Annotated in this window: 1 protein-coding gene; it reads right to left on the bottom strand. The window is 63.4% G+C overall.

Annotated elements, in window-relative coordinates:
- Nucleotides 1-257 (bottom strand): SgcJ/EcaC family oxidoreductase (locus XarbCFBP7408_RS22210; RefSeq protein ID WP_146093851.1); only part of this gene is annotated, 257 nt, incomplete at both ends.

Genomic DNA, 257 nt, shown 5'->3' with positions numbered 1-257 from the left:
GCCTGCACATTGGTCTTGCTGCCGTCCTTGTCGGTCAGCGTGAAGGTGTAGACGCCGGCATCCACCGCGCTGTCGTCATCGAGCACGCGTACGGTGCGGTAGTTGACGACGCCCTGCGGCTTCTTGGTCAGGAACATCTCGAAGTACTTTTCGATCTGTTCGCGCGAGGCGCGGACCTCGTTGGAGACGGTCGGCAGCAACACGCCGTCCGGCGCGTACAGATCGGCCACCTTGTCCGGATTGCCGGTGGCCAGTGC

The organism is Xanthomonas arboricola pv. guizotiae (assembly GCF_002940205.1).
In the GTDB taxonomy this organism is placed as follows: domain Bacteria; phylum Pseudomonadota; class Gammaproteobacteria; order Xanthomonadales; family Xanthomonadaceae; genus Xanthomonas; species Xanthomonas arboricola_C.
Note: the sequence above shows the minus strand (reverse complement) of the source record. Positions and strands in the feature narration are given on the sequence as shown.